This window comes from Rhizomicrobium sp. (genome assembly GCA_037200045.1).
Classification (GTDB): Bacteria; Pseudomonadota; Alphaproteobacteria; order Micropepsales; family Micropepsaceae; genus Rhizomicrobium.
Window position 1 is genome coordinate 2961547 of record JBBCHM010000001.1, and the last position, 23182, is coordinate 2984728.

25 protein-coding genes are annotated in these 23182 nt (G+C 67.7%); 11 read left to right on the forward strand and 14 right to left on the reverse strand.

The window, feature by feature from the left end; genetic code table 11:
• Positions 1-119: 119 nt before the first annotated feature.
• From WDM86_14580 to WDM86_14595, 4 genes are read right to left on the reverse strand one after another with little or no spacing between them, the layout of a single operon-like run.
• Positions 120-341: a hypothetical protein gene (locus WDM86_14580; protein ID MEI9991258.1), complete on the reverse strand. Its 222-nt coding sequence runs from the start codon at positions 339-341 to the stop codon at positions 120-122.
• Positions 341-1264 (reverse strand): hypothetical protein, encoded by a 924-nt coding sequence (locus WDM86_14585; protein ID MEI9991259.1) that lies wholly within the window; start codon positions 1262-1264, stop codon positions 341-343. The genes WDM86_14580 and WDM86_14585 overlap by 1 nt, the downstream gene beginning before the upstream one ends.
• Positions 1261-1665, reverse strand: a complete 405-nt coding sequence (locus WDM86_14590) for a hypothetical protein (GenBank protein MEI9991260.1) — start codon at positions 1663-1665, stop codon at positions 1261-1263. Before WDM86_14590 ends, WDM86_14585 begins: the two co-directional genes overlap by 4 nt.
• A 41-nt stretch (positions 1666-1706) precedes the next feature.
• Positions 1707-3236 carry an amidohydrolase gene (locus WDM86_14595; GenBank protein ID MEI9991261.1) on the reverse strand — a complete coding sequence of 510 codons (1530 nt, stop codon included), beginning with the start codon at positions 3234-3236 and terminating at the stop codon, positions 1707-1709.
• Between the two features lie 66 nt (positions 3237-3302).
• Here WDM86_14595 and WDM86_14600 point away from each other — a divergent pair, with 66 nt between their 5' ends.
• The gene (locus tag WDM86_14600) at positions 3303-4052 is read left to right on the forward strand and encodes an alpha/beta hydrolase (GenBank protein MEI9991262.1); all 750 of its coding nucleotides are present in this window, start codon (positions 3303-3305) and stop codon (positions 4050-4052) included.
• 77 nt (positions 4053-4129) lie between these two features.
• On the opposite strand, the gene WDM86_14605 is transcribed toward WDM86_14600, so the two are convergent.
• Complete coding sequence (locus WDM86_14605; GenBank protein ID MEI9991263.1) at positions 4130-4360, reverse strand: hypothetical protein; 231 nt, start codon at positions 4358-4360, stop codon at positions 4130-4132.
• A 41-nt stretch (positions 4361-4401) separates the two neighbouring features.
• Between WDM86_14605 and WDM86_14610 the strand changes: the two genes are divergently transcribed.
• The 3 genes from WDM86_14610 (at position 4402) to WDM86_14620 (ending at position 7531) form a co-directional block, all read left to right on the forward strand.
• Positions 4402-5214 carry a retropepsin-like aspartic protease gene (locus WDM86_14610; protein ID MEI9991264.1) on the forward strand — a complete coding sequence of 271 codons (813 nt, stop codon included), beginning with the start codon at positions 4402-4404 and terminating at the stop codon, positions 5212-5214.
• Positions 5215-5288: 74 nt separating this feature from the next.
• On the forward strand, positions 5289-6302 hold the full coding sequence (locus WDM86_14615; protein ID MEI9991265.1) for a pepsin/retropepsin-like aspartic protease family protein: 1014 nt from the start codon (positions 5289-5291) through the stop codon (positions 6300-6302).
• Positions 6303-6313: 11 nt separating this feature from the next.
• On the forward strand, positions 6314-7531 hold the full coding sequence (locus WDM86_14620; GenBank protein ID MEI9991266.1) for an acyl-CoA dehydrogenase: 1218 nt from the start codon (positions 6314-6316) through the stop codon (positions 7529-7531).
• Positions 7532-7659: 128 nt separating this feature from the next.
• Here the strand turns inward: WDM86_14620 and WDM86_14625 are convergent, their stop codons facing one another.
• Positions 7660-7968 carry a hypothetical protein gene (locus WDM86_14625; GenBank protein ID MEI9991267.1) on the reverse strand — a complete coding sequence of 103 codons (309 nt, stop codon included), beginning with the start codon at positions 7966-7968 and terminating at the stop codon, positions 7660-7662.
• 68 nt (positions 7969-8036) lie between these two features.
• Between WDM86_14625 and WDM86_14630 the strand changes: the two genes are divergently transcribed.
• Together WDM86_14630 and WDM86_14635 are read left to right on the forward strand one after the other, a co-directional pair.
• Positions 8037-9161 carry a CoA transferase gene (locus WDM86_14630; GenBank protein MEI9991268.1) on the forward strand — a complete coding sequence of 375 codons (1125 nt, stop codon included), beginning with the start codon at positions 8037-8039 and terminating at the stop codon, positions 9159-9161.
• Positions 9162-9165: 4 nt separating this feature from the next.
• Positions 9166-10269 (forward strand): hypothetical protein, encoded by a 1104-nt coding sequence (locus WDM86_14635; protein MEI9991269.1) that lies wholly within the window; start codon positions 9166-9168, stop codon positions 10267-10269.
• A gap of 385 nt (positions 10270-10654) precedes the next feature.
• On the opposite strand, the gene WDM86_14640 is transcribed toward WDM86_14635, so the two are convergent.
• Positions 10655-11551 (reverse strand): SDR family oxidoreductase, encoded by an 897-nt coding sequence (locus tag WDM86_14640; GenBank protein ID MEI9991270.1) that lies wholly within the window; start codon positions 11549-11551, stop codon positions 10655-10657.
• 153 nt (positions 11552-11704) lie between these two features.
• On the opposite strand from WDM86_14640, the gene WDM86_14645 reads away from it, so the two are divergent.
• Entirely contained in the window at positions 11705-14221 is a 2517-nt protein-coding gene (locus WDM86_14645) for a ligase-associated DNA damage response DEXH box helicase (protein MEI9991271.1), read from the forward strand.
• A 226-nt stretch (positions 14222-14447) separates the two neighbouring features.
• Positions 14448-15155 carry a ligase-associated DNA damage response endonuclease PdeM gene (gene pdeM / locus WDM86_14650; protein ID MEI9991272.1) on the forward strand — a complete coding sequence of 236 codons (708 nt, stop codon included), beginning with the start codon at positions 14448-14450 and terminating at the stop codon, positions 15153-15155.
• 149 nt (positions 15156-15304) lie between these two features.
• Here the strand turns inward: pdeM and WDM86_14655 are convergent, their stop codons facing one another.
• The 7 genes from WDM86_14655 to WDM86_14685 form a co-directional block, all read right to left on the reverse strand.
• Complete coding sequence (locus WDM86_14655) at positions 15305-16048, reverse strand: TIGR02186 family protein (protein ID MEI9991273.1); 744 nt, start codon at positions 16046-16048, stop codon at positions 15305-15307.
• Positions 16045-16959, reverse strand: a complete 915-nt coding sequence (locus tag WDM86_14660; GenBank protein ID MEI9991274.1) for a sulfite exporter TauE/SafE family protein — start codon at positions 16957-16959, stop codon at positions 16045-16047. The genes WDM86_14655 and WDM86_14660 overlap by 4 nt, the downstream gene beginning before the upstream one ends.
• Positions 16960-17161: 202 nt before the next feature.
• Complete coding sequence (locus WDM86_14665) at positions 17162-17758, reverse strand: TetR family transcriptional regulator (GenBank protein ID MEI9991275.1); 597 nt, start codon at positions 17756-17758, stop codon at positions 17162-17164.
• Positions 17759-17836: 78 nt separating this feature from the next.
• A complete protein-coding gene (locus WDM86_14670) occupies positions 17837-18208 on the reverse strand; it encodes a hypothetical protein (protein MEI9991276.1) in 372 nt (123 codons plus the stop codon).
• A gap of 134 nt (positions 18209-18342) precedes the next feature.
• Positions 18343-18993, reverse strand: coding sequence for a hypothetical protein (locus tag WDM86_14675; GenBank protein ID MEI9991277.1), 651 nt, complete (start codon positions 18991-18993; stop codon positions 18343-18345).
• Between the two features lie 57 nt (positions 18994-19050).
• Positions 19051-20127, reverse strand: a complete 1077-nt coding sequence (locus tag WDM86_14680; protein MEI9991278.1) for a methyltransferase domain-containing protein — start codon at positions 20125-20127, stop codon at positions 19051-19053.
• Positions 20117-20989, reverse strand: coding sequence for a MaoC/PaaZ C-terminal domain-containing protein (locus tag WDM86_14685; protein MEI9991279.1), 873 nt, complete (start codon positions 20987-20989; stop codon positions 20117-20119). The genes WDM86_14680 and WDM86_14685 overlap by 11 nt, the downstream gene beginning before the upstream one ends.
• A gap of 115 nt (positions 20990-21104) precedes the next feature.
• Here WDM86_14685 and WDM86_14690 point away from each other — a divergent pair, with 115 nt between their 5' ends.
• The 3 genes from WDM86_14690 to WDM86_14700 all read left to right on the forward strand — a co-directional run bounded on the left by WDM86_14690 (position 21105) and on the right by WDM86_14700 (position 23181).
• Positions 21105-21563 carry a cytochrome c oxidase assembly factor Coa1 family protein gene (locus WDM86_14690; protein MEI9991280.1) on the forward strand — a complete coding sequence of 153 codons (459 nt, stop codon included), beginning with the start codon at positions 21105-21107 and terminating at the stop codon, positions 21561-21563.
• Between the two features lie 12 nt (positions 21564-21575).
• Positions 21576-22442 (forward strand): crotonase/enoyl-CoA hydratase family protein, encoded by an 867-nt coding sequence (locus tag WDM86_14695; GenBank protein ID MEI9991281.1) that lies wholly within the window; start codon positions 21576-21578, stop codon positions 22440-22442.
• Positions 22443-22584: 142 nt separating this feature from the next.
• On the forward strand, positions 22585-23181 hold the full coding sequence (locus WDM86_14700; protein MEI9991282.1) for a c-type cytochrome: 597 nt from the start codon (positions 22585-22587) through the stop codon (positions 23179-23181).
• Position 23182 lies beyond the last annotated feature (1 nt).

The following is a 23182-nucleotide window of genomic DNA, read 5'->3' on the forward strand; positions in this document are numbered from 1 at the left end:
CGGCACCGCGTTCTAGTCTTCGCGCCCAGGAATTCGAGAGCAGTACATGATTTCAACTGGATGGCCCGCATTCGCGGGCCATGACAATCGGGGGTGACGGCAAGCGGGCATTTCCGGTCCTACGCCGCGATGTTGAGCAGCTTCAGCATCGCCGCGCGATCCGGTCCCGCTTTCGGCGGATAGAGCCCGCGCCGCTCCTTGTCGGCCTTCGAGGTCGCCCACACGGCAAGGATGCGCGCCATGATCGCGGGCCGTTTCATGAACGCGGTCGGCTCGTCCAGCATGTGGAACACGCGGGAGAGCGCCCGGCTCACCTCCACGTCGCCGCGCTGGGCCGGCATCAAGCCGTCCTCGGTGAAGCTCTTGGCGAGCCGCGCGCGATAGCCCGGCCGGTAGTGCGGATCGCGCTCGTGCCGGGCGCGGCGGATCGCGTTGAGGTCGAGGTCCACCATGGAATCGAAGAACGGCCGGATGGCCTCGGTGAGGTCGCGCTCGTATTTCCTGGCGCGCTCGACCGATCGGCGCCCGCGTCCAGCGCCGCGCGCAGCAGATGCGCCTCGACCACGCCGGAGGAACAGCCGCGCCCATAGAGCGGATTGGTGCGGATCGCCGCGTCGCCCAGCGCGAAGAAGTTCAGCACCTGCGGCTCGCCGTCCTTCATATAGTGGCGCCACATATTATACAGCTCGCCCATCGAGAACACCCGGCTGACCGGCTCGGCGCGCTTGGGATCGATCCAGCGCGCCGCGCCCGGCATCGCCATGCAGGCGGCGTCGAAGGTCTCCGGCTTCATCACCGCGGTGCGCAGATGGTTCTCGATCTCCGGCACCGCCAGCGTCACGGAGAAGTGCCGGTTGTCGGCGATGAACACGCCGAACTTGATGTAGCCGAGATCGGCGCCGCCGGCCGCCGCCTTGGGATCGCGCGGCGGCTCGTCCTGCCCGTCGCGCAGCTTGTAGTGCCGCGTATAATAGAGAATGCCGCAGGGGCTGGATTCCTCGCGCACCGTCGCGCCCTCGGCGCGCAGCCATTCGGGAAACTGCGTGTTGCGGCCCGAGGCGTCGACGACGATGGCGGCGCGCATCTCCTCCACGGCGCCGTTGCGCTCGACCTTCAGGCCCTCGACCACGATGCGTCCGTTCTCGCGGCGCGTCAGCAGCCCGCGCACGCCGGCCTCGGGGATGAACGTCACGCCCGGCAGCTTGGCCGCATAGCGGCGCAGGATCAGTTCCAGCGTCGTGCGCCGGCTGAACAGCAGCTTCAAATCCTCGTCGCCCTTGCCGGGCGATAGTCCTTGGCGAGCGCCGGCGGCAGGCCGTCCTCGAAGCCGAACAGGCGCGTGCCCTCGGCCAGCAATTCGGCCATCAGCTCCGGATAGCGATCGCGGATCAGCGAGGTGAGCCGGCCGAGGAAGGCATGGCTGTGGCGAAGCTGCGTCGCGCCGTGCCGCTCCCAGGCATAGAACGCGTCTTCCGCCGAGCCGGCGGGCGGCGGCGGATCGCGGTCGAGGATGGTGATGCGGCGCGCGCTGCCGCCGAAGGCTAGCGCGGCGCCGAGGCCGGCGATGCCGCTGCCGGCGACCAGGATGTGCTCGTCCTTGCCCATCATACCTTCAAACCGCGTGGCGGCGAGCGCCAGCGCGCACCAGCCGATGATGAAACCCAATCCGCCGAACGGCGTGACGAAGGCGAGACCGCGCGCGCCCGTCAGGGCCAGAAGATAGAGCGAACCGGAGAAGAGAAAAATCCCGCGAGGAAAAATGCGCAGGCTGTTGCCGCGGCGCCTGCCGCTGCGTCACGTATGGCGAAGGCGGCGAGCCCGATCGCCAGCGCGTGATACATGTGATAGCGCGCCGCCGTCTCGAAGATCTGCAGCGCATGCGCATCGATCCGGCCCTGCAACCCGTGCGCGCCGAACGCGCCTGCCGCGGCGGCAAGCGCGCCGTTGATCGCCGCGACCAGGAGCCAGGTGCTCATGCGCAGCCGCAGCCGCCATGCCCGTGATGGTCGTGCTTCAAGGGCTCGCGCGACCGCGCGATCGCGGCTTGCGAAAGCTCGCCCGTCGCGGCGAAATCGGCGCGCGCCGCCGCGAGCTGCCCCGCGTCGGCCATCAGGTCGAGCGCCGTCATGGCGAGCGATTTGGCGCCGTCGATCACCGCCGCGTCGCCGGTTTCCGACGCGGCATAGCGGGCGAATTCCGCGTTGTGGATGATCACGCCGGCCGGCGCGACGCCCAGCATCGGATGGATCGAGGGCACGCGATGGCTGACATTGCCCATGTCGGTCGAGCCGGCATAGCCCGGCGGCAAATCCTTCACCGGGAAGAAGTCGCGCCCCAGCTTGACCGCGTTCTTCTCGTACAGCTCGGCCATCGGCCAGTTGGTCTTGAGGTCGAGATAGTCGGGTGTCGCCCCAATGCGCCTCCAGCGTGCAGCCGGTGGCGAGCGCGCCGGCCTCCAGGCATCTGTGTACCCGGGCTTTCAATGGCGCCAGTTCGTGGGCGTCCACCGCGCGCACATAGAAGCGGCAGGCGGCCCGCTCCGGCACGATGTTGGGCGCCAGGCCGCCCTCGGTGATGATGCCGTGGATGCGGTCGGTGTTGCGGATGTGCTGGCGAAGCTGCGCGATGGCCTGATAGGCCGTGACGACCGCGTCGAGCGCGTTCAGCCCGCGATAGGGCATGGCCGAGGCATGCGCCGAGCGGCCGTGGAAGATCGCCTCCACCTCGGCGATGGCGATGCAGGGCATCGTCACGAGATTCTCGCTGGAGGGATGGATCATCATCGCCGCGTCGGTACCGTCGAACGCGCCCTCGCGCGCCATGATCTCCTTGCCGCCGAAACGTTCCTCCGCCGGCGTGCCGAGATAGCGCACGCGCCCGGGCAGACGCCCGTTCAGCTTCGACAGCGCGATGGCCGCGCCATAGCCGCTGGTCGCGATGATGTTGTGGCCGCAGGCATGGCCGATGCCGGGCAGCGCGTCATATTCCGACAGGATCGCGATATTGGGTCCGCCGTCCTTGCCGAACTCGGCGGCATAGCCGGTCTTGAGCCCGAACGCCTCGCGCTGGACCGCGATGCCGTGGCCCTCGACCGCGTCGGTCAGCCGCTTGGCCGCCTTGAATTCCTCCAGCGCCAGTTCCGGCTCGCCATGGATCGCATGGCTCAGCGCCAGGAGTTCCTCGGCCAGCCCGTCGACCGCCGCGCAGACATCTTTCTTCAATTGTTCCAATGACATAGAGGATACTTTCGGGGCGACCTTGCCATCATAGACAGTCCGGCGCCGCTTTGCGAAGGTCGGTTCATGACACTCTTTGCCACCGCAAAAGACGGCATCCGCCTGGCCTTTGAAATCGTCGGCGAGGGCGCGCCCATCGTGCTGGTCCACGGCTTCGCTTCCGACCGGGCGCAGAACTGGCGGAATGTCGGCTGGTACGAGACGCTCACCGGCGCCGGCCACCGCGTCGTGGCGATGGACTGCCGCGGCCACGGCCTGAGCGACAAGCCGCATGACGAGGCCTCGTACGGCGATAAGATGGTGGACGATATCGCGGCCGTGATGGACGCGGCCGGCCTCGAGCGCGCCGATGTGATGGGCTACTCGATGGGCGGCATCCTCACCGTCGGCCTTCTGATGACCCGGCCGGAGCGGATCGCGCGGGCGATCTGCGCCGGCATCGGCGAGACCTATTTCTCCGGACTGTCGCACCGGCGCGGCATCGCGGCGGCCCTGCGCGCGTCCGATCCCGGCACGATCACCGATCCGATGCAGAAGGCGTTCCGCGCCTTCGCCTCGCAAGGCGGCAAGGACATGCTGGCGCTCGCCGCCTGCATGGCCGCCGACCGCACGATGTATTCCCGCGAGCAGCTCAAGACCTGTTCGACGCCGATCCTCGTCGTCGACGGCGACAAGGACATCCAGTCGGGCCGGCCGGAGCCGCTGGCCGAAGCCTTCACGAACGGCCGCGCCGCCGTCATTCCGGGCCGCGACCACATGACCGCGGTCGGCGACAAGCTCTACAAGAAGGCCGTGCTGGACTTCCTGTTAACCTAGAGCGCGTCGCCCAGATCTGCCCGCCAAATGGGCAGCGCGGTGCGAAAGCGCCGCCTTCTCCCTGCCCAACCGGCGCGTTACAGTTTTCCGACAATGGGGAACTTTATGAGGGCAAATGCCCGCGCGACCTTTGCCGTGCTCATCGCGGCATTGGGATATTGCGGCCCGGCCGCCGCCGCGGACTGCCCGCCCATGACGCGGCTCGCCGCCCTCGATCTGCAGTCCGCCATCGACAAGAAGGAGGAATACGTCCCGGTCACCATCAACGGCGTGGCCAAGCTGATGCTGCTCGACACCGGCGGCGCCATGACCGAGATCACGAACCGAGGCGGCGGACGAGCTGCGCCTGGTGCGCCGGCACGGAAATTTCCGGCTCTTCAACATCTACGGCGAATCCTCGAGCACCTTCGCCGAAGCCTCGCTCGTCATCGGTCCGCTCCGGGCCGACCGGGTCGCGCTCGCCATCGCCCCGGGCCGCGGCGTGTTCGGCGAGGATTACGAGCTCGCCGGCGTGCTCGCGCCCGACATCCTCAAGCATTACGACATCGACGTCGATTTCGGCGCCGACAAGATGAACCTGTTCTCGCCGGACCATTGCGCCGGCAAGGTGATCTATTGGAAGCCCGACGCGGTCGCCGTGGTGCCGATGCGGGTCCTGCATTCGGGCCACATCATCGTATCGGTGCTGCTCGACGGCCAGCCGGTGACGGCGATCATCGATACCGGCGCCTATCACACGACGCTGGCCCTGCCGGTGGCGGAAACCCAATTCGACCTGACGCTCGGCTCGGCCGCCGCGCCCAGGATCGGAAACCTGATCGGCAAGCCGAGCGCCTATGTCTATCGCCACATCTTCAAGACGCTCGCCTTCGAGGGCATCGTGGTCCGCAATCCGCAGGTCGAGATCATTCCCGATCTTTTGCGCCGGGTGGCCGCCGACGCGGCGGCGCCGGTGACCGGCACGCGCATCGGCGATCCGCGCATGTTCGAAGGCGCCGCCATGCTGATTGGCATGAGCATCCTCAGGCACTTCCATATCTACATCTCCTATAAGGAGCAGAGGCTTTATGTGACGCCGACGGTGGAGATTCCCGTGACGCCGCCGGTCGCGGCGGAGCCGCCGGTGCAACCCGCCCATCTCGCCGTGCGCCTAGCGCCTTGAGCGGCGGCCGTCTTTCCGCATCCTGGCCGGTCGGCTAAGGTTGTGGCCGAAAACGGGCATCGGCGGGCAAATTCGTGCATTCGATCCTAAAGCGCGCGGCGGGCGCCGCGATCATCCTTGCCGGCTTTTCCCAGGCGCCGGCGGCGGCCGAGGACTGCAAGCCGCTGACGCGCCTGGCCTCGGTCGACCTGGTGCCGGGCGCCGACAAACGGCAGGAATTCGTGCCGGTGACGCTCGCGGGCAAGGACAAGCTCATGCTGCTCGACACCGGCGGGGTGTACGCGATGATCTCACCCAGCGCCGCGCAGGAGTTGGGATTGGAAGGCAACACCGGCAATGTCGAACTTTTCGACGTGGCCGGCCGCAAATCGGATCTGTATGCGGCGGCCAGCTTCGCGCTGGGCCGTCTCAAGATGGACCGGATGCCGTTCGCCATCACCGACGGCGCCAAGGTTTCGGACGATCCGCGCATCGCGGGCATTCTCGGCCCCGATCTCTTCAAGCACTACGAGCTCGACATCGATTTCGGCGCCAACAAGCTCAGCGTCTTTTCGCAGGATCACTGCGAGGGCAAGGTGATCTATTGGCCGGCGACCGCGGTCGCGGTCGTGCCGATGCGCGTTTACGGCTCGGGGCACATCATCGTGCCGGTGCAGCTCGATGGAAAGGAAGTCCTGGCGACGCTGGACACCGGCGCCTGGAACACGACGCTGACGCAGCGCATCGCGGAAAGCCAATACGGGTTGAAAATGGGGTCCGCCGACACGCCGCAATCGGGCGCCTTGGAGGGGCGCGCCGCCTCGCACACCTACAGCCATGTCTTCGCATCGCTGACCTTCGAGGGCATCACGGTCAACCATCCGCATGTCGAGATCATTCCCGACATGACCCATGATCTTCTGGCCAACACCCCGCCCGACACGGGAACCCGCCTACGACCTGTGGAGGCCAAGGAATTCGATTCCAGCATGCTGATCGGCATGAACATCCTGCGCCACTTCCATATCTTTATCTCCTACAAGGAGAACAAGCTGTACGTGACGCCGGCCGATGCACCCGCCGCGCCGCCGTCGGCACCCACGCAGTAAGAGGCGACACGATGAGCGCGGCCGAAGAGAAATCCGAGAAACCTTCCGCGAAGCTGGACCGCAATGCCTTCGACTGGGCCGATCCGCTGCTGATCGAGCAGGAATTGTCGGGCGAGGAGCGCATGGTGCGCGACAGCGCGCGCGAATACTGCCAGGACAGGCTCGCGAGCCGCGTGAAGCTGGCCTTCCGCCACGAGACCTTCGACCGCGCCATCATGACCGAGATGGGAGCGCTCGGCCTTCTGGGAAGCACGCTGCCGGAAGAGTATGGCTGCGCCGGGCTGAATTATGTCTGCTACGGCCTCGTCGCGCGCGAGGTCGAGCGGGTCGACTCGGGCTACCGCTCGGCGATGAGCGTGCAGTCTTCGCTGGTCATGCATCCGATCCATGCCTATGGCACCGAAGAGACGCGGCGCAAATTCCTGCCCAAGCTCGCGAGCGGCGAATTCGTCGGCTGCTTCGGCCTGACCGAGCCCGATCACGGCTCCGATCCCGGCGGCATGAAGACCCGCGCGGTCAAGGAAGCCGGCGGCTACCGCCTCAACGGCGCCAAGATGTGGATCACCAATGCGCCGATCGCCGATGTCGCGGTGGTTTGGGCCAAGCTCGACGACGTCATCCGTGGCTTCGTGGTCGAGCGCGGCATGAAGGGATTCTCGACGCCCAAGATCGAAGGCAAGTTCTCGCTGCGCGCCAGCGTCACCGGCGAGATCGTGCTGGAGGACGTGCTGGTGCCCGAGGCCAATCTGCTGCCGAACGCCAAGGGCCTGGGCGGGCCGTTCGGCTGCCTCAACCGGGCGCGTTACGGCATCGCCTGGGGCGCGATGGGCGCGGCGGAAGCCTGCTGGCACGCGGCGCGGCAATACACGCTGGACCGCAAGCAGTTCGGCCGCCCGCTGGCCGCGACCCAGCTCGTGCAGAAGAAACTCGCCGACATGCAGACCGAGATCACGCTGGGCCTTCTAGGCGCGCTGCGCCTGGGCCGGCTGATCGACAGCGGCGACGCGGCGGCGCCGGCAATCTCGCTGATGAAGCGCAACAATTGCGGCAAGGCGCTCGCCATCGCGCGCGAGGCCCGCGACATGCACGGCGGCAACGGCGTGTCGGACGAATATCCGGTTATCCGCCACGTGCTGAACCTGGAAGCCGTGAACACCTATGAAGGCACCCACGACGTCCACGCCCTGATCCTGGGACGGGCGCAAACCGGGATTCAGGCGTTCAGTTGAACATTTTCCTCCCCCGCTGTTGCGGGGGAGGTGCCGAGCGCAGCGAGGCGGAGGGGCCCCCCCTCCGTCATGCCTACGCTGCGCTTCGGCGTGCCACCTCCCCCGCAACAGCGGGGGAGGAAAGGGTCCTAAGGCTTCTCCGCCTCGTGCTCGACCTCGATGATGTCCTTCTCGGTGAAGAGATATTCCTTCAGCTCCTTGGCGAAATGCGGATTGTTGCGCCTGAGCCACTCGATGATCATCGCGGCGTGCTCGATCTCCTCGCGCATGTTGTGCAGGAGGATTTCCTTCAGCGACGGCGCGTCGCAATCGTCGGCGCGCTGGCGGTACCAGTCGGCGGCCTCGAGCTCCTCCATCAGCGAGACGATGGCCTGGTGCATCGCCAGCGTCTCCTTGGACAGGCGCTCGCGCGGGGCGTGGAGGTTTTCGCTGGACATGGGATTTGGCTCTCGAATGGGTCGCTTTGGTATATCCTGAGTGAAGCATCTTTGGGGCGGAATCGGCAATGAAGCTCGACGGCATCCGCGTCCTCGATTTGTCGCAGTTCCTGCCCGGGCCGCACCTGACCATGACCATGGCCGACCACGGCGCCGACGTCATCATGGTCGAGCCCAGGAACGGCGTCGGCGAGCCGGTGCGGGCAATGGGCACGCGCGCCCCCGACGGCACAACGGTATGGTTCCGCAACATCGCGCGCGGCAAGCGTTCCGTCGTGCTCGACCTCAAGGACGGGGCCGATCGCGCGGCGTTCCTCGATCTGGCCGCCGGCGCCGATGTGATCGTCGAAGCCTTCCGTCCCGGCGTCGTGAAGCGGCTCGGCATCGGCTATGACGCGGTCGCGGCGCGCAATCCGCGCATCGTCTATTGCTCGATCAGCGCCTTCGGGCAGGACGGCCCGTGGACCCAGAAGCCGTCGCACGATCTGGGCGTCCAGGCGCTGGCCGGCACGCTGGGTCTGTCGCGCGGGCTCGCTGACGGCAAGCCCAACATGCCGAACCTGGTCGCCGCCGACATGGCCTCGTCGCTGACCGCGCTGTCGGCGATCCTGATGGCGCTGCTGGCGCGCGAGAAGACGGGCCGGGGCGATTATATCGACATCGCGATGTACGACGCGCTGCTCGCCTGGACGCCGAACGTCACCGGCGCCGTGCTGGGCGAGGGCCGGGCGCCGCAGCCGCTCGCGATGCGCAATTACGGCGGCCAGGCGATGAACCGCATCTACGAGACGAAGGACGGCGGCTTCATCGCGCTCGCCGGCTCGGAGGCGAAGTTCTGCGAGAACCTGCTGCGCGCCCTTGGCCGCCTCGATTTCCTCGACCTCGCGAAGGGCGAGCCGGGGCCATCGCAAAAGCCGTTGACCGATTTCTTCACCGCGCTCTTCGTGACCAGGACACGCGCCGAATGGGAGGCGTTCCTGGAGCCCATCGATCTGTGCTGGGCGCCGGTGCGCACGCTGAAGGACGCGTTCGAAGACGCGAACGCGCGGGCGCGGGCGCTGCTGCTGCGCGACGCCGCCGGCAACCCGCATATCGGCCCCGCGATAAAGTTCGCCGGCGAGCCGGTGGAGCCGAACCTGGCGGTGCCGGACTACGCGCCGGAAGCGCGCCCCGCCTGGCGCAATCGGAGCTAGCACCATGTCGATGACCTACCGGCCCCAAACGCCGCATCGCCCGCCCGACCCGAACAACGACGTCGGCATTCTTGTCGTTTTCGGGGGCTTGGGCGCAGTTGTCCTCGCGTTTACCGCGCTGGCCAGTTCGGTGGCCGCCGCGATGTATGCCGGCGTCTATATCGTGCTCGCCGGCGGCCTTTTGTTCGGCCTGCGCAAGGAACGTCGGGGCTCGTTCCGGACTGCGTTCTTCGTTCTTCTGGCAAGCGGCGCGGCGGCGGCGATTTCGCCCCTTCTCGTCTTCGATTGGAAACTCTTCACCTGGACGGTGGCCGAAATCGCGGTCGCGGCGCTTTATGCGGCGAGCCTCGTCCTCGGCTTGTTCGCGGCGTTGAAGCCGTTCTGGCGCTGGCTGGCGGTCGCTCTCGCCCTCGCGCTGGTGGCGATCGTGGTCTATGCGCCGGCGCCGAAGGGCGGCGAAGCGGCGGACGAGGGCTTCAGCGTCGCGGTCTCGGTGCATGACGAGGAGGGGCGGCCATTGCCCGGCGCGCTCGTCACCTGCGCCATTGCCTTTGCCTGGAGCGACGGCGTGGCGATCGATTTCGACCATGCACACGTCACCGACCTCCTCGGCCATGTCGACCCCTGGGAATTCCACGAGGACCGCCGGCTCAAGGCCGTGATCTGCGGCGCGACCAAGCCCGCCGGCTCCGGCACCGCCGGTTTTCCGACGGCGATGGCGACCGTCGCGCCCATTCTGAAGGGCGAGAACGAAGTCGAGATCGATCTGCACGAGAACCCGCACCCCGATACCGCCTATCTCGACATCGAACTCGCGCATCCGCCACAGGTGAACTGGTTCTATCTGAACTATGAGCTATGGCCGGGCCCGCCGGGCGATATTCCGTTCGGCGGCAGCGCGGAAAGCGGCCAACGGCCCATCGTCTCCGCCCGCTACGCCGACGATTTCGCGATTCCCGCCGCCGATGCGTCGTCCGATCTTTATCTGCGCTACCGGTTCGAAGGCCCGTCCGGCGCCGTCTCCCAGACCGTCCATGTCGGACCGCTGGAGGCGGGCCGCCGCCGCGTGCTGACGCTCGACGTGCCGTGGCAGGCCCAGCCGCGATAAGGCGGAAAAAACGAAAAGCTCCGGAACGTGTCCGGAGCTTTCCCATTCCCGCAAAAGCGGGCTTTGCAGGCGAGCCTAGGCTCGCGAAGTCTCATTCGATTTTGGGCGGCGACCGGCGTTTCGCCTCGGCCGGTCGTGGCTCCGCGCTGGGCGGAGCCCCGGTTCTATGCCCGGTGGAGTAACTTCCATGCGGAATCTCCCTATGACGAGCGGTTTCTCTGGCTGCTCGGCAGGTTCCGCGGGATTCCGGTCCGACCCGAAATCGCTGCGCCGTTGCGCGCGGTGCCATCCGTCTTAGCGGCCGTGACGAAATCCTCCGCCCGTGACGCTTGCGTGTCAACAGCGAAGAATCGATCCGTACACGGATGGAGACCGGAATGCAGCCTCACACGCTGCGCTGCGCCTTGTCCTTGTCGTTGGCCGAGCGGATCTGGCCGCGGATCGCCTCCCATTCCGCGTCGCCCAGCGCCGCCAGCCGCGCGAAGTTCCCGCCGCTCGCCAGATGCATGGCGCCGTCGATCGCGATGGTCTGGCCGGTGAGATATTCGCAGCCATCGGCCATCAGGAACGAAGCCAGGTTGGCGAGTTCCACCATCTCGCCGTTGCGCGCGATGCCGGCGGTCTGCCGCGCCGAGGCTTCGGTGTTGCCGCTCGCCGCCGGGTTCAGCCGCTCCCACGCGCCCTTGGTCGGGAACGGGCCCGGCGCGATGGCGTTGAGGCGGATGCCGTTCGGTCCCCATTCCTGCGCCAGCGACTTGGTCATGACGTTGAGGCCGGCCTTGCTCATCGCGCTCGGCACGGTGAACGGCCCGCCGTTCCAGATCCAGGTCGTGAGGATCGAGATCACGCTCGCCTTCTTCTCCTCCTCGATCCAGCGCTTGCCGCAGGCCAGCGTGACGTAGAACGAGCCGCGGAACACGATGTCGGCGATGGCATTGAAGCCGCGCGGCGACAGGTCCTTGGTGCGCGAGATGAAATTGCCCGCCGCGTTGTTGACGAGGCCGGTCAGCGCCCCGCCATCGGCCCAGATCTGCGCGATCATGTCGTCGACCGCTTCGGCGACGCGGATGTCGCAGGCGATGCCCTTCACGGTGGCGCCGGTGTCGTCGCTGATCTTTTTGGCGGTCTCGTCCAAGACCGGCTTGCGCCGGCCGCAAATATAAACGGTCGCGCCGAGCTGGGCATAGGCCTCGGTCATGACCTCGCCGAGCCCGGTGCCGCCGCCCGTCACCAGGATGCGCTTGCCCTTTAAAATCCCGTCCTTGAGCATCAAGTTGTACATGATCTGTTCCTCCGCGGTTCTTTGAGGCAGAGTAGGAGCGAGATGGCCCTGAAAGCAAAAATGACGACGGGTAAGGCCGCAGCTTTTTCCTCCCCCGCTGTTGCGGGGGAGGTGGCTCGCCCGCACTTCGCGGGCGAGACGGAGGGGGCCAGCTTGGCGGCCCCCCTCCGCCTCGCTGCGCTCGGCACCTCCCCCGCAACAGCGGGGGAGGAAAAGTGCGTCGCGCTCCCCGCCGCCTTCTCCGCCTGGTTCGCCTCCCGCGGCTGGTCGATCCGCCCGCACCAATCCGCCCTGATCGAACACGCGTCGCGCGGCGAATCCGTGCTGCTGGTGGCGCCGACCGGCGGCGGCAAGACGCTGGCCGGCTTCCTGCCCAGCCTGATCGATCTGGCGAAACTGCCGGCGCGGCGCAGCGCCCGCCTGCACACGCTCTATATCTCGCCGCTGAAGGCGCTCGCCGTCGACGTGGCGCGCAACCTCGAAGCGCCGGTCGCCGAGATGGGTCTTCCCATCCGGGTCGAGACCCGCACCGGCGATACCTCGGTTTCGAAACGCCAGCGCCAGCGCCACCGCCCGCCCGACATCCTGCTCACCACGCCGGAGCAGCTCGCGCTGCTGCTGTCCAATCCCGGCGCCGGCCTGATGTTCGCGGACCTCAAGGCCGTGGTGCTCGACGAGCTGCACGCCATGCACAATTCCAAGCGCGGCGATCTTCTGGCGCTCGGTCTCGCGCGGCTGCGCACGCTGGCGCCGGGCCATCGCCGCGTCGGCCTTTCGGCGACGGTCGCGGACCCCGCGCCCTTGCAGCGCTATCTGATGCCGCAGCCCGCCCAGGGCGAAGCGCGTTCGGAGCTGGTCCTCGGCCGCCCCGGCGCCAAGCCGCAAATTTCAATCAGCGCATCCGATTCCTACGTCCCCTGGGCCGGGCATCTGGCGCGCCATGCGATGGCCGACGTAATGGCGGCGATCAAGTCGGCGAAGACCGCGCTCGTCTTCGTCAACACCCGCAGCCAGGCGGAACGCACCTTCCAGGAATTGTGGCGCATCAACGCCGACAACCTCGCCATCGCGCTGCATCACGGCAGCCTCGCGCCGCAGCAGCGCCGCAAGGTCGAGGCCGCGATGACGCGCGGCGACCTGCGCGCCGTGGTCTGCACCTCGACGCTGGATCTCGGCATCGACTGGGGCGCGGTGGACAAGGTGATCTGCATCGGCGCGCCCAAGGGCGCCGCGCGGCTGGTGCAGCGCATCGGCCGCGCCAATCACCGGCTCGACGAGCCGAGCCAGGCGCTGCTCGTGCCCGCCAACCGTTTCGAAGTCCTCGAATGCAACGCCGCGCGCGACGCGGTGCTGGCCGGCGAGCTCGACGGCGAGCGGCTCAAGCGCGGCGGCCTCGATGTTCTCGCGCAGCATGTCCTCGGCATGGCGTGCTCCAAGCCGTTCGACGCCGCGGCGCTCTACGCCGAAGTGCGGTCGGCCTCGCCCTACGCGCATCTGACGCGCGAGGATTTCGACAAAGTGGTCGATTTCGTCGCCACCGGCGGCTATGCGCTGAAGCGCTACGACCGTTACGCCCGGCTGCGCCAGACGCCCGAACGGCTGTGGCGCCTCTCGCATCCGCGTCTCGCGCAGCAATACCGCATGAATGCCGGCGTCATCGTCGACGAGCCGATGGTCGACATCCGCCTCCAGGCGCGCGGCAAGCCGACAGGCGCGGGCGGCCGCGTGCTCGGCCAGCTCGAGGAATATTTCATCGAGCAGCTCGTGCCCAGCGACACCTTCATCTTCTCCGGTCATGTCCTGCGCTTTGAGGGCATGCGCGAGGACGGCGCCTATGTCAGCCGCACCCAGGAAGCCGAGGCGCAGATCCCGTCCTATAACGGCGGCAAGTTTCCGCTCTCCACGTTTCTCGCCCAACGCGTGCGCGAGATGGTGTCGCGTCCCGAAACCTGGGCGAACCTGCCCGATCCGGTCGGCGAGTGGCTGCGCATGCAGGCGTTCCGCTCGGTGATCCCGCAGCCCGGCCAGCTCCTGGTCGAAACCTTCCCGCGCGGTTCGAAAGAGTACCTCGTCTGCTATCCCTTCGAGGGCCGTCTGGCGCATCAGACGCTCGGCATGCTCTTGACGCGCCGTCTCGAACGGTTGCGCCTGCGCCCGCTGGGTTTCGTCGCCAACGAATATGCGCTGGCGATCTGGGCCCTGCGCGACATGGGCGGCGCCGACATGGACGCGCTGTTCGCCGAAGACATGCTGGGCGACGATCTCGATGCCTGGCTTGCCGAGTCGAGCCTCTACAAGCGCACCTTCCGCAACTGCGCGATCATCTCGGGCCTGATCGAGCGGCGCCATCCGCGCGGCGAGAAGACGGGCCGGCAAGTCACCTTTTCCTCCGACCTGATCTACGACGTGCTGCGCGAGCACGAGCCCGATCATGTGCTGCTGCGTGCGACATATGAGGACGCCGGTTCGGGCCTGCTCGACATCGCGCGGCTGGCCGATATGCTGCGGCGCATCCGGGGCCGCATTGTCACGCGCCGTCTCGAACGCGTATCGCCTTTGGCCGTGCCCGCGCTGCTGGAGATCAGCAAGGAGATGGTGGCCGGCGAAGCGCACGAGGACATCCTGCACGAAGCGGAAGAACGCCTGATCGAGGATGCGATGCGGATTTAACCCTCCCGCTTGCGGGGTCCGTAGCGACAGCGTACGGACGCGGAGCGAAGCGGAGCAGGGGTCGAAATTTGCGAAGCAAATTTCGGGGAGGGGGCAGCCCATCAGGTGGAGCACAGATACCGCCGCTTTCTCCTGCTCCGCGTCCATGCGCTGAGGCTATGGACCCCCGAAAAATCCTCGCTGCGCTCAGATTTTTCGACCCTCCCGTAAACGGGAGGGTTAAAGTATGGAACACATGTCCGGCGACCTCTACACCGACATAAACGGCGAGCACCTCGTGCTCGACTGCGCCGGCGCGGCCTGGTGGCCGGCGGAGCGCACGCTGGTCTTCTCCGACATCCATTTCGAGAAAGGCTCGTCCTTCGCGCGGCGCGGCGCGTTCCTGCCGCCCTACGACACGCGCACGACGCTGAAGCGCATGGCGGCGTTGATCGCGCGCTATGAACCCGCGCGTGTGATCGCGCTGGGCGATTCCTTCCACGACCGCGAGGCGGCCGACCGTCTCGACGGGCACGAACGCGCGATGCTCGCCGCCTTCGTCGGCGGCCGCGACTGGATCTGGATCGAAGGCAACCACGATCCCGAGCCGCCCGCCTGGCTCGGCGGCACGATCACCGAAGAGGTCGCCATTGGCGGCCTCGTCTTCCGCCACGAGCCGTCGGCGCAGCCGCAGCCGGGCGAGATCGCCGGCCATTTGCATCCCTGCGCCACCGTCACGCTGCGCGGCAGGAGCCTGCGCCGCCGCTGTTTCGCGGCCGACGGCACGCGGCTCGTCATGCCGGCCTTCGGCGCCTATGCCGGCGGGCTCGATGTGCGCGACGCGGCGATCGCGACGCTGTTCGAAGGCGCCTTCGCGGCCTACATGCTGGGCGGACGGCGAGTGTACGCCGTGGCGGCGCGGGGCAGGCCGAGGATCGCGCTTCGCGCATCATAAAACACGGTGTCATGGCCCGCGAATGCGGGCCACCCAGTTGAGTTCTGTCCGATGTCGCAGGTTGGGGGCTCGCGCGAATTCTGCGCGACCTGATCTTGTGTCACCTGGGTGGCCCGCATGCGCGGGCCATGACAATTGAGGAATGAACCTCATTCGTTCCGTCTGAACAGCACCGAACTCAACCACCCCAGCAAACTCGCCATCACCACCGTCACCACGCCGTAGGAAAACGGCTCGTCATGGGCGAAGTTGAACAACCGCCGCTCCAATCCCGTCTGGTCGATGAACAGCGGCGTCGACTGCGCGCTGATCACCGTGCCGTCGCGGAACAGATAGACCTCCACATTGTAAAGCCCGCGCGACACCGTCGCCGGGATCGGCACGCGGGCGCGAAACAGCGTCGGGCTGTTGAAGATCACGCCGCCCGGCTCCTCGCCATAGAGCCCGTCCGCCTGGCGGTGGCGGATCAGCGCCTGGCGGAACGGCTCGGGATCGTGATGGCTGACGATCCGCGCCGGCACGACGTTCGCCAGCCCGATGGCATAGCGCTCCAGCGTGAAGGCGGGCGCGATCCGGTCCACCGGCCGCGTGCTGGCGATGAAGTAATAGCTCGGCATGGTGAGCAGCTTGGCCTGGTCGCGGTTGATCCAGATGCCGGCCACCCATTGCTTCTCGCGCACCGTCATGTCGGCACCGGGGCCGCGCACCACCACCACCACGTCGTTGACGCCGGTGTCCTCCGGATGCTCGATCGCGCCGAACACCACGATGTCGGTGCCAGTGTAGTTCGAAGTGATTTCGACGGTGTCCTGCGACAGGCCCGAGACCAGATCCTCGGTCGCCGCCGCGGGCGTCGCGGCGAGAAGGATCGCGGCGAACGCCCAGCCTCTCATGGCGTGCCGACCGTGACGGAGAACAGATCGTCCGGCTTGACGACGAGGCCGACGAAAAGCCGTAGGGCCACCGCCAGCACCAGCAGCGCCAGAAGCAGCCGAAGCTGCTCGCCGCGCAGCCGCTCGCCGGCGCGCACGCCGAACTGCGCCCCGATCACCCCGCCCAGAATCAGGAACAGGCCGAGCACGATGTCGACGGAATAGTTGGTGGTGGCCTGCAGGATGGTGGTCGCCGCCGTCACGATGATGATCTGGAACAGCGAGGTGCCCATCACGACATTGGTCGGCATGCGCAACAAATAGATCATCGCCGGCACGATGACGAAGCCGCCGCCCACGCCCATGATCGCCGACAGCACGCCGACGAAGAATCCGATCACGACCGGCGGGATGACGCTGATATAGAGCCGCGACTCGCGAAAGCGTGTCTTGAAGGGCAGGCCGTGCATCCACAGATGCGGCGCCCGCCGCGCCGGCGGCGCCCCGCCGCGCGCGGCGCGCAGCGCCGCCAGGCTCTCGTTCAGCATCAGCCCGCCGACGGTGCCCAGCAGGATCACGTAGCTCGCAGAGACCAGGAGGTCCATCTGGCCGTAGCGGCGCATCAGCGTGAACAGCCACACGCCGAACGTCGTGCCGACGAGGCCGCCCGCTGCCATCACCGCGCCCATCTTGAGGTCGACGGCGCGGCGCCGCCACTGCGCCAGCGCGCCCGAGATGGAAGAGGCGGTGATGTGGCTCGACGTCGTCGCCACCGCGATCTCGGCCGGCACGCCGTAGAAGATGAGCAGCGGCGTCAGCAGGAAGCCGCCGCCGACGCCGAACAGGCCGGAGAGAAAACCGATCGCCCCGCCCATGCCCAGGATGATCAGCCAATGGACCGACATCTCGGCGATGGGGAGATAGATTTCCATCGAAGGCGCTGATCGCAGAAAGGAGGCGAAGGGGCCCGCGAATCCGCCGGCCCCGAACTGCGAGCGAATGTGCTCGCGCAAGCCGGTGGGGTCAACCTATCCGGGACTCATTTGCACGTGCAGATGCGCGGGCGTGGAGAATTGCGATTGCTCCGCGTCCTCCGCGGCTCCGCGTGAATTTTCTTCGGATCGCGATGCAGCCCTACGCCGCGAAATGCGCCTCCAGGCGCGCCAGGATTTCGTCGCGCGTGAAGCCCAGCGCGTCCAGCCGTCCCGAGCGCGCGAGCAGCGCGAGGCCCCCGACCGCCGCGGCCAGCAGGACCACATCGCATTGATCCGCGCGGCTCGCGGCCGGCTTGCCCGAAGCCTCGGACAATACTTTCAGCACCGCGATCAGCCGCCCGTTGAACAGCCGCTCCGCCTCGCGCGCGCCGGGTTCGGCCGGCAGGGCCGAGAGCGCGGCGGCGAGCGCGTCGGTCCCGCTCAGATTCGACAGCGCCGCGTTCGCCGCGGCGGCCAGCCGTCCCTCTCCGGCCGCATGGGCCGACGCCTCGCGCATGGCCCGCGCCAGTTGTGTCAGCTCTTCCGCCGCCAGCGCCAGCAGCAGATCGTCCTTGCCGGAGAAATAGCCGTAGAGCGCGGCCGGCGCGAAACCCGCCTCCGCCGCGACGCCGCGCAGCGAGACCTCGCCGTCGCGCGCCGCCACGCGCCGCGCCGCGTCCAGGATGGCGCCCCGCGTCGCGGCATGCGCCTGCGCCCGCCGCAGCGTCCGTTGTTCGGCGATGGCCGCTCTCGTCATGGCGGCAGGATAGCCGATTCGCGCAACGAAAAAGGGCCGCGACGCGCGCGGCCCCCTCTTCCGATCCGGCGGTGCCGGTTATTCGCCGGGATGCTTGGCCTTATAGGCGAGGGCGGCGGCATTGTATTCCGCGCCGACCCGCTCCTTGAGCGTCTGGTTCGCCTTGACCTTGGCGTCGACATCCGCCGCGATCGACGGGTCGAGGTCCTTCTTGTCCTTCTTGGCCTGGTCCGCCTGGGCCTTCAGGTCGCGGTAGAGGCATTCCTGATAATCGTCGGACTGCTTGATGAAGGTCTTCACGTCGACCACGGCGGCGTGAAGCTGCGCCGCGGTTGCCGTGTTGCCGTCCACCGCCGCGGGAGCGATCGGTTCCTGGCAGGTGCTGTCGGCCAGCGCCGGTGCCGCCATGCCGATGGTCAGTGCCGCGGCCAGTGCCAATGTCTTCAACATCATCGAATTCCTACTCCCCTTGAGGTTGCGACCCCTCGCAAAACCGGGGCGATACAAGCACAACAACCGGGGCGGACGGAAGGGCGGACGTGACAACATTGCCGTCGTGGAGAGGATCCGAAAATCCTCGAAAATCAGCCCGCCGCCATGCGCTGGCGAAGATGGGCGACGAAGGTATCGGCGAAGCGCACCAGCAGCGCGGCCACCAGCAGCAGCAGCGAGAGGCCGTGCCAGTCGTCCGGGCGGTGCGGGCCGATGAGGTGGCTCATGCCGGTCAGCGCGAAGGCGAGCCAGAAATAGACCGTCGCGATGCGCTGGAGCGAGCGCCAGGCCGGAGCGCCGAGAAAGCGGATGGTCGCCGGATGGCCGCTGAACAGCATCACCACCAGGATCGCGCCGGTCAGCAGGCTGTAGGCGATGGCCGGGGTGGTCATCGCCTCGCCGCCCAGCCGCGACGGTGCGACAATGCAGACGAGTGAAAGGACCGACGCGGCCACGAAGCCGAGGATCAGGCTGCCGCGCTCGCGCGCCGCCGCCCGGGTCGCCCGGCTGGGGATCAGCCGCGCAACGGGCTCGACCGTCATCGCGGCGACGAAGAGCAGGAGCGAGAACCGCGCCACCATCTCGGCCGCCAGCGACCAGCCATAGCCGTTGCGCGCGCCCAAGGTCAGCGAGGCCGCGGCGATGAGCGCCGAGATCAGCACCGCGAACAGGACGACCTGGCCGGTATGGGGCGTGTCGCTGCGGACATCCGGCGCGAGATGGGCGTCGTCGAGGGCGATCATATTTTTCCGGGCCTGTTGCGGTGCACATATGACAACGCGGCGCGGAACAATTCGTGCCTAGCTAGGCTTGGTCAGCGCGACCGCCAGGCCCTCCACCGGCACGTTTGCTTCGGAGCGTGGCGAAGCCGCCACAAGCCCGGCCACGTCGAAGCCCGATTCCGCGGCGGTTTCTCTTAAGTATGTTTCGCAATGGCGCCAGCGCCGCTTGGGGCCGAGCTCGAATCCGTCTCTTTCCGTACGCTCGACCGTGAACAGGAAAAAGCCGCCCGGCTTCAGGCACAGCGCCGCGGTTCGGAATACCGCGCCGAGATCGCCGAGATAGACCAGCGTGTCGGCGGCCACCACGAGATCGTAGGCGTCGCTTCCCGGCGCCGTCTCGATGTCGCCGACGATGAGCGCGCGGTACAGCTTGCGCGCGCGCGCCTTGGCGATCATCGCCGGGCTGAGGTCGATGCCGTCGATCGCCGCCGCGAGGCCGGCGAAGGCTACGCCGGCGAGGCCGGTGCCGCAGCCCAGATCGAGGATGTCGAGATCGCGCGCGCCGGGCATCACGAGGTCGGCCAACGCCCGCAGGATCTCCGGCGCCTGATAGCCGAGCTGCCCGCGCATCCGCGCGTCGTAGTCGGACGAGAACTGGTCGAACAGGTGGCGCACATAGCCGGCGTCCGAACGCGGCTGCGCGGCGACCGCCTCGGCGCGAGCGATATGCGCGGCGAGATCGGAAACCTCCGCCGCATCGAGCGCGCCGAACTGCTCCAGCGCCTTGTCCGCCTCGCCGGCTTCGAGCCAGGCCAGGCCGAGCTTGAGCCGTGCCGCCACCGATGCGGGATCGAGGCGCAGCGCGCGGTGGAATTCCGCGATCGCGGCGGGCAGATGCCCCGCCGCCATCAGCGCGTCGCCGAGCGCGACAAGCGCCTGCGGCACATTGGGATTGAGCGCCGCCGCCTCGCGCGCCACGTCCAGCGCGGCCGCTATGTCGCCGCTCGCCAGCTCGGCCTCGACCAGCAGCGTGCGCGCCAGGACGCCGCCGCGCCCGGACGCGATGCGCTCGCGCAGGAAGCGGGCGGCCTCGGCGGCCCGCCCGCCCTGGATCAGGTCGCCCGCGTGTTCGAGCGGATCGCCGTCAGGCCGCAAGCGTGCATTTGCCGTTGTTGAGCACCACCACGTCGCGCTCCTTCAGCTTGGAGCGGAAGGAGACCGTGGCGCCGTCGACCCACATCTCGGTGACGATGGTCTCGCCGGGGAACACCGGCGCGGAGAACCGCACGTCGAAGCTGATGATCTTCTTGGGATCGTATTTCGCCAGCGTCGAGACCACCGCGCGGCACGCCGTGCCATAGGAGCACAGCCCGTGCAGAATCGGGCGCGGGAAGCCCGCCATCTTGGCGAATTTCGGGTCGCGGTGCAGCGGATTGCGATCGCCCGACAGCGCATAGAGGAACGCCTGGTCCGGCCGCGTGTCGCAGGCGTGCACCAGATCGGGCGCCCGCGTCGGAAGCGGGTGCGGCTCGGGCGCGCCGTCCTTCGGTCCGCCGAACCCGCCATCGCCGCGCGCGAAGATGGTGGCGACCAGCGTCGCCAGTCTGTCGCCGCTCGCCTTTTCGCTGATCACGCGCTCGACCAGGATGATGGCGCCCTTGTCCTTGCCCTTGTCGTAGACGCCCAGGATGCGCTCGTTGCTGACCACGTCGGCGGCGGGCGGCAGCGGCTTGTGGATCGCCAGGCGCTGCTCGCCATGGACCACCATCAGGTAGTTGACGCCCGACAGCATCGTGCCCTCGCTGCCGCCGGGGCCGGGGCGGCCGCGCGGGATGACGGTGGCGAAGGTCGGCACGACCTGCAGGTCGTTCTCGAAGCTGAAGGGCAGTTCCGCCTCGTTCATCGGGTCGCGCTGAAAGCCGACGCCCAGCGCATAGAGCATCACCTCGCGGTCGCCATAGCTCGCCTCGAGCCCCACCGATTTGGATTGCATCATCTCGTCATAGTCGATCGGCATGGCCGTTTCCTCGTCCGTTCGGTCTGGCGGCGACAATAGGTTAGCCGGCCGCTTTGCGCCAACCGCGCGCGTGTGATTTGCTTGCCGCTCCCCGCGATGTTGCCTTGAGGGCAGTTTGACCGACATTGCCGCACCCGGACCGCTCCCGCCGCCGCCGCCCCGTTCGGGCCATGGCTGCCTGTGGGGCTGCCTGATCGCCGGCCTCATCGCCATCGTCGCGGTGGTCGGCGCGTTCAGCTATCTGGGCTGGTATTTCAACAACGGCTTCAAGGACGACGCGACGCTCAAGCTGGTGGTCGCCACGGTGAACGCCGACCCGTTCGCCCGCTCCGTGCTGGGCGACGACATCGCGGTCACGACCGTGTCGAGCGCGACGGTCTCCACCGTGGCGGGCTCCGGCACCACGGCGAGCTATATCGTGCATCTGAAGGGCAGCAAGGCCGAAGGCACGCTGGAGGCCACCGTCGTCACGCATGACAATGTGAGCCATGTGACGTCGCTGGTGCTCACCGGGCCGAGCGGCCGGCGCTACGACCTGAACGCCCCGCCGCAAATTCCGAACAACGCGATCTAGAGGAAACCGCCCATGACCTATCGCTGCTTCAATGTCGGAATCGCGAACGGCATCGCGCATATCCAGCTCAAGCGCCCGGCGGAGATCAACACCATGGTGCCGGAATTCTGGACCGAGCTGCCGGCCATCGTGAAGGACATCGACGATCATGCGAAGGCGCGCGTCATCGTGATCTCGTCCACTGGCAAGCATTTCTCCGGCGGCATGGACCTGGCGGTGTTCACCGGCGGCAACTCGGCCGGCACGGCGGCCTCGCGGGCACAGACCGAGCGCGGCCGCACGCGGGCGAGCCTCAGGCTCTCCGTGCTCGACATCCAGGAGACGTTCAACTGCCTCGAAAAGGCGCGCGTGCCGGTGCTGATCGCGATTCAGGGCGGCTGCGTCGGCGGCGCGGTCGACATGGCGAGCGCCTGCGACTGCCGCTACGCGACCGAGGACGCGTTCTTCGTCATCCAGGAGATCAATATCGGCATGACGGCCGATGTCGGCACCTTCCCGCGCCTGTGCAAGCTGATGCCCGAGGGCATGGTGCGCGAGCTCGCCTATGCCGGTCGCCGGCTGCCGGCGCAGAAGGCGGCGCAGCTCGGCCTCGTCAACGCGGTGTTCGCGACGCAAGAGGCGATGCTGGAGCATGTCATGGGCGTCGCGAAAGACATCGCGGAGAAATCGCCGCTCGCGGTCTACGGTTCCAAGGTGATGATCAATTACGTCCGCGATCACACCATCGCCGACGGCCTCGACTACATCGCCACCTGGCAGGCCGGCATGTACCACCCCGAAGCCGACATGATGGAAGCGTTCAAGGCCAGGAACGAGAAACGCCCCGGCAAGTTCGATGAACTGCTACCGATAAGGCGGCAGAACCCACTAGCGGGGTAGCCGGCGCGCGTCCGATGGATACATCGACCCGCCGCGATGCGCGGGGGCGTCGCGTTGATCGGAGTCAAAACCCGCTCGCATCGCCATGGTCAACTGTGCGACGCTGAAACCGCTTTCGAAACTCGTGCGAGGTAACGACGCCATGGCAAGGATGCGGATTATCGGCGCGGTCGTCGGCGCGTGCCTGTTTTCGACGATGGCGTTGGCGGCCACCGACCTGCCGGCCCCGCTCGTCGCCAAATGCCAGGCGTGCCATGGCGATGGCGGCAACAGCCCCACCGGCGCGGTTCCCCGGCTGAACGGCCAGCAGGCCGCCTACATCGCCAAGCGCCTGCACGATTTCTCGAACCTCGCCAGCGAGGATCCGCATGCGATGAAGGCGATGTGGCCGGTGGTTTCGGACCTCAGCAACGACACCTTCGACGCGCTCGCTGCCTATTACGCCGGCCAGCCGCCGACTAAGAGCCGGCCGCAGGGTCCGCTGGCGGCGCTCGGCCGGAAGATTTACGCCAACGGCGCCACCACCGAGGAAATCCGGCCCTGCCAGGCGTGCCACGGCGCGCAGGGCGAAGGCGGCGCCGCCGCGCCGCGCCTCGCCGGACAGCACGCCGCCTATCTCACCAGCCAGCTCGAGCGGCTGCGGCTCCTGACGCGCGTCGACGACACGATGTTCCACAACGCCCGCGGCATGAGCGATCAGCAGATTCGGGCGCTCGTGGCCTATCTCGCGGCGGACTGAA